This window comes from Streptomyces sp. WAC 04229, assembly GCF_003947455.1.
In the GTDB taxonomy this organism is placed as follows: Bacteria; Actinomycetota; Actinomycetes; order Streptomycetales; family Streptomycetaceae; genus Streptomyces.
On record NZ_QHJH01000325.1, the window covers coordinates 1 to 4,397 of the forward strand.

At 75.6% G+C, this 4,397-nt stretch carries 4 protein-coding genes and 1 pseudogene; 2 read left to right on the forward strand and 3 right to left on the reverse strand.

Going from position 1 to position 4,397, the window contains the following annotated elements:
- Positions 1-91: 91 nt before the first annotated feature.
- Positions 92-1,093: an O-antigen ligase gene (locus tag DMH12_RS37440; RefSeq protein WP_125495732.1), complete on the forward strand. Its 1,002-nt coding sequence runs from the start codon at positions 92-94 to the stop codon at positions 1,091-1,093.
- Here DMH12_RS37440 and DMH12_RS37445 read toward each other — a convergent pair.
- The gene (locus tag DMH12_RS37445; protein WP_125495733.1) at positions 1,047-1,592 is read right to left on the reverse strand and encodes a hypothetical protein; all 546 of its coding nucleotides are present in this window, start codon (positions 1,590-1,592) and stop codon (positions 1,047-1,049) included. The two genes, DMH12_RS37440 and DMH12_RS37445, sit on opposite strands and share 47 nt — an antisense overlap.
- A gap of 78 nt (positions 1,593-1,670) precedes the next feature.
- Complete coding sequence (locus DMH12_RS37450) at positions 1,671-2,456, reverse strand: glutamate racemase (protein WP_185832767.1); 786 nt, start codon at positions 2,454-2,456, stop codon at positions 1,671-1,673.
- 57 nt (positions 2,457-2,513) lie between these two features.
- On the opposite strand from DMH12_RS37450, the gene DMH12_RS37455 reads away from it, so the two are divergent.
- A complete protein-coding gene (locus DMH12_RS37455) occupies positions 2,514-3,704 on the forward strand; it encodes a glycosyltransferase (protein WP_125495735.1) in 1,191 nt (396 codons plus the stop codon).
- A gap of 19 nt (positions 3,705-3,723) precedes the next feature.
- On the opposite strand, the pseudogene DMH12_RS37460 reads toward DMH12_RS37455, so the two are convergent.
- A pseudogene (locus DMH12_RS37460) lies at positions 3,724-4,397 on the reverse strand (Tellurium resistance); the annotation flags it as partial.

Genomic DNA, 4,397 nt, shown 5'->3' on the forward strand with positions numbered 1-4,397 from the left:
CACGGTGGGTTCGAGGGGGACGGCGTCCGCGGACGCCGCGGGGACGGCCGACGCCGGCGGCGGCAGACGTGGCGGTGCCGACACCGCGGGGATGGCGGTCCTCGGGGCGTGCGCGTCCTGGTCGCTGATCACGGCGGCGGCGCGCGACGGGCGCCCGGAGGGCGTGCTGCTCGCCGTGCTGGCGGTGGCCGCCGGTTACGCCGCGGGGCGGATCTGCGGGGCGCTGCTCCCGGTCGTCGCCCCGTCGGCCGCGGCGCTGGCCGGGGCGGCCCTCACGGTGGCGGTCCCGCATCTCGTGCCGGGACCGCGGATCACCGCACCGCTCGGGCACGCGGGTGCGACCGCCGCGTTGCTCGCGCTGTCGGCGGGTGCCGCGTGCTGCGGGGCATGGGCCGCCCGGACGGCCGTCGTGCGGGTGGCGTTGCGGCTGCTGGCCGTGGGGATCGCCGTGGCCGCGGCGGCGATCGGTTCGGCCGTGGGCTGCGTCGCGTGTGCCGTGGTGCTGGTGTGTTCCCTCGCGGCCGGCCGGATGCCCCGCGGCGCGGGGATCGCCGGGCTGGGTGCGGCCACGGGCGTGGTGGCGGGCCTGGGGTGGACGGTCGTGAGCGCATGGGCACCGGACGGTCTCGCCGCCGCCCTGGAGGGGCGGCTGACCGCCCATCGCGTGCAGCTGTGGCGCGACGCGCTGGAGCTGCTGCGCGCGGACGTGGTGTTCGGCGCGGGCCCGGGGCGTTTCGGCGCGCTGAGTCCGACCGCCGCCGGAACGCCGGTTCCGGACGGCAGGCCGCACTCGGCGCTCTGGCAGCAGGCCGCCGAACAGGGCGTCGTGGGCGTGGTGCTGCTCGGCGCGGCGTTCGGCTGGGTGCTGTACGCGCTGTGGCGCTCGCCCCGGCCCACGCCGGTCGTCCTCACCGCCGGCGTGGCTCTCACCGCGCTGGCCGCGATCGCCGTCGTCGGCAACGCGCTGAGCTTCACGGCGGTGTCGGTGGGCGCGGGGCTCCTCGCGGGGCTGGCCACGTCCCGCCCGCTCGCCGATGACGGTGCGCTCAGTGCGCGGGCTGCTCGGGTGCCTTCGGGCGCAGCCGGTCCGTGATGACCTGGACGGCCGCCTCCGCGTCGTCCACGGTGACCGTGAAGGTGTGCCCGTCGCCCAGCTTGAGGATCAGGCCCTCGCCGCGCCGCACGACCACGGCGGTGCCCTTCTCGGGCCGCCAGCGGTAGCCCCAGCCGCCCCAGTGGCGCGGGGTGACGTGCGGGGCGAACTCGGCCCCGACGACGTGGGACAGGGGGATGCGCCGGCGCGGCAGGCCGATGTGGCCGCAGCGCACTTCGAGGCAGTCCTCGTCGACCCGCAGGGCGACGTGTACGAAGGCGAGGGTGCCGAAGAGCACCAGCAGTCCCGCCGCGATGCAGCCGACGACCGCCATGGTGAGCGGGACGACGCCGGACTCCCAGGCGGAGTCGACGGCCAGGGCGATGCCGAGCGCCATGCAGGCCGCGCCGATGAGCGCCAGGAACCACTGGACCCGGTTGGTGGCACGTCCGGTCCAGATGTCCGGCTGCGGGGTGGTCTCGCCGTGGCGATGCCTCATGGCTATGAGGTTACTCATGTTTCGCTGCGCGGGTACCTCGTCGCGCTGGGTGACTGGGCCGTCCGGGCGGGCGGCCGGTCAGCGGGCCGGTGCGACCGCGCGCAGGAGCCTGCCCTCGGCGTAGGCCAGCGCGGGCGCGGGCAGCGTGCCCTCGCGTCCGCTGAGCAGCACGGTGAGCGTGCCCTCGGCCGGGGCGCCCGGGTCGGGGTGGGCGCCGATCCGGCGCAGCGCCTGGGCGGCGACCGCGACCGCCGAGCCGTGCAGCACGAGCCGCGGGGCGCCGGGGCGCTGTACGGCGGCGCGGATGCGCTCGGCGACCAGTTCGTAATGCGTGCAGCCCAGGACGACGGTCGTCACGTCGTCGGGGGTGAGGGCCGCCGCGGAGGCGACGGTCGCGGTGATGGCCGCCTCGTCCGCGTGCTCGACGGCTTCCGCGAGCCCCGGGCACGGCACTTCGGTGACGGTCGCGTCGCCGCCGAAGTCCGCGATGAGGCCGCGCTGGTACGGGCTGCCGGTGGTGGCGGGGGTCGCCCAGATCGCCACGGGGCCGCCACCGGCCGCGGCGGGCTTGATCGCCGGTACGGTGCCGACGACGGGCAGCGTGGGCTCCAGCTTGGCGCGCAGTGTGGGCAGCGCGTGCACGGTGGCGGTGTTGCAGCCGACGATCAGGGCGTCGGGCCGGTGCGCGGCGGCGGCCTCGGCCACCGCGAGGGCGCGGCCGGTCAGGTCCTCCGGGGTGCGCGGACCCCACGGCATGCCGTCGGGGTCGAGGGAGAGAATGAGATCGGCGTCCGGTCGCAGGCGCCGTACCGCGGCGGTGGCCGCCAGCAGACCGATTCCGGAGTCCATGAGCGCGATCTTCACCCGGCCACCATAGACGATGCGCGGTCGAGGGCCGGTGGCGTGGGGCAGACTGCGCACGTGAGCGCCGACGCGTGGACGACCCCGGTGACCGTCTTATCCGCACTCTCCCTCGCGGCCTGGCTGTGGCTGCTGTTCGCGCGGGGCTTCTTCTGGCGTACCGACGTCGGACTGCCGGCCCGGGAGGAACCCGGTGTCTGGCCCTCGGTGTGCGTCGTCGTCCCCGCGCGCGACGAGGCGGCGGTGCTGCCCGCGAGCCTGCCGTCGCTGCTCGCCCAGGACTATCCGGGGCCGGCGGAGGTCTTCCTGATCGACGACGGGAGCACCGACGGCACCGGTGAGCTGGCGTGCGAGCTGGCGCGGCGGCACGAGGGGCTGCCGCTGACCGTGGCCTCGCCCGGGGAGCCGCCCGCCGGCTGGACGGGCAAGCTGTGGGCGGTGCGGCACGGCATCACCCTGGCACGCGCGCGTGAGCCCGAGTACCTGCTGCTGACCGACGCCGACATCGCGCACGCGCCGGACAGTCTGCGCGCGCTGGTGGCGGCGGCCGGCACCGGCGGTTTCGACGTCGTCTCCCAGATGGCGCGGCTGCGGGTGGCGAGCGGGTGGGAGCGGCTCGTGGTGCCCGCCTTCGTGTACTTCTTCGCGCAGCTCTATCCGTTCCGGTGGATCGGGCGCGAGGGGAGGACCGCGGCGGCGGCCGGCGGTTGTGTGCTGCTGCGGACCGGGGCGGCCGAACGGGCGCGGATTCCGGACGCCATCCGGCACGCCGTCATCGACGACGTGGCCCTCGCCCGCGCGGTCAAGGGCTCCGGCGGGCGCGTCTGGCTGGGCCTGGCCGAGCGGGTGGACAGCGTGCGTCCCTACCCGCGGCTGCGCGATCTGTGGCGCATGGTCTCGCGCAGCGCGTACGCGCAACTGCGGCACAACCCGCTGGTGCTCGCCGGCACGGTGGCCGGGCTGGCCCTCGTGTACCTGGTGCCGCCGCTCGCGGTCGTCGTCGGCGCGGCGCGGGGCGAGAGCGCGGCGGCTCTCCTGGGGGGCGCCGCGTGGCTGGTGATGGCGGGGACGTACGTGCCGATGCTGCGCCACTACCGGCAGCCGCTGTGGCTCGCTCCCCTGCTGCCGTTCACCGGGTTCCTCTATCTCCTGATGACGGTCGACTCGGCGGTGCAGCACTACCGGGGGCGGGGTGCGGCGTGGAAGGGCCGCACCTACGCCCGTCCGGACGTCGTGCCCGACGAGGGCTGACGGGCCGGACGGGCTCCCGTCACTTGCGGCCGGGGGTCCAGTTCATGCCCCATCCGTAGGCGTGGTCGACGGTGCGCTGCGGGCTCACGCCGCGTTCCGGCACCAGGTACCGGGCCTCGCGCTGTACGACGAGGTCGCCGCCGGTGTTGGTGATCAGCGCGAGGGCGCACACCGTGGAGGGCACGGTGCACTCGTCGAGCGAGAAGTCGACCGGGGCGCCGTACTGCGGCTGGAGGGTGACCGTGGCGTGCAGGTCGGCGAAGGAGCGGGCCCCCTGGTAGATGGTCACGAAGACGAGGATGCGCCGGAAGTACTGCTTGTGGTCGAGGCTGATCGTGAGGTTCTCGCCGGTGGAGACGGCGCCGGTGCGGTCGTCGCCGTCGAGGTGGACGAACGGCGGCCGGTCGAGGGCTCCGAAGGCGTTGCCGAGTGCCTGGACCACGCCCTTGCTGCCGTCGCTGAGTTCGTACAGGGCGCACAGGTCGAGGTCGAGGTCGTCGTGCATGGCGACCGGGCGGCCCAGTTTGCGGGCCCAGCCGGAGAACTGCTTGCGCACCTGCCAGTTGAGGTTGACGCGCAGCGCCCCCGAGGTGCCGCCCTGCTTGGTCAGCGAGACGGAGGGCGCCGCCTTGGTGAGCGTGACCTTGGTCAGCCGGACCGGCGCGGCGGACGGCGGCGCGGGCGGGGGCGGGG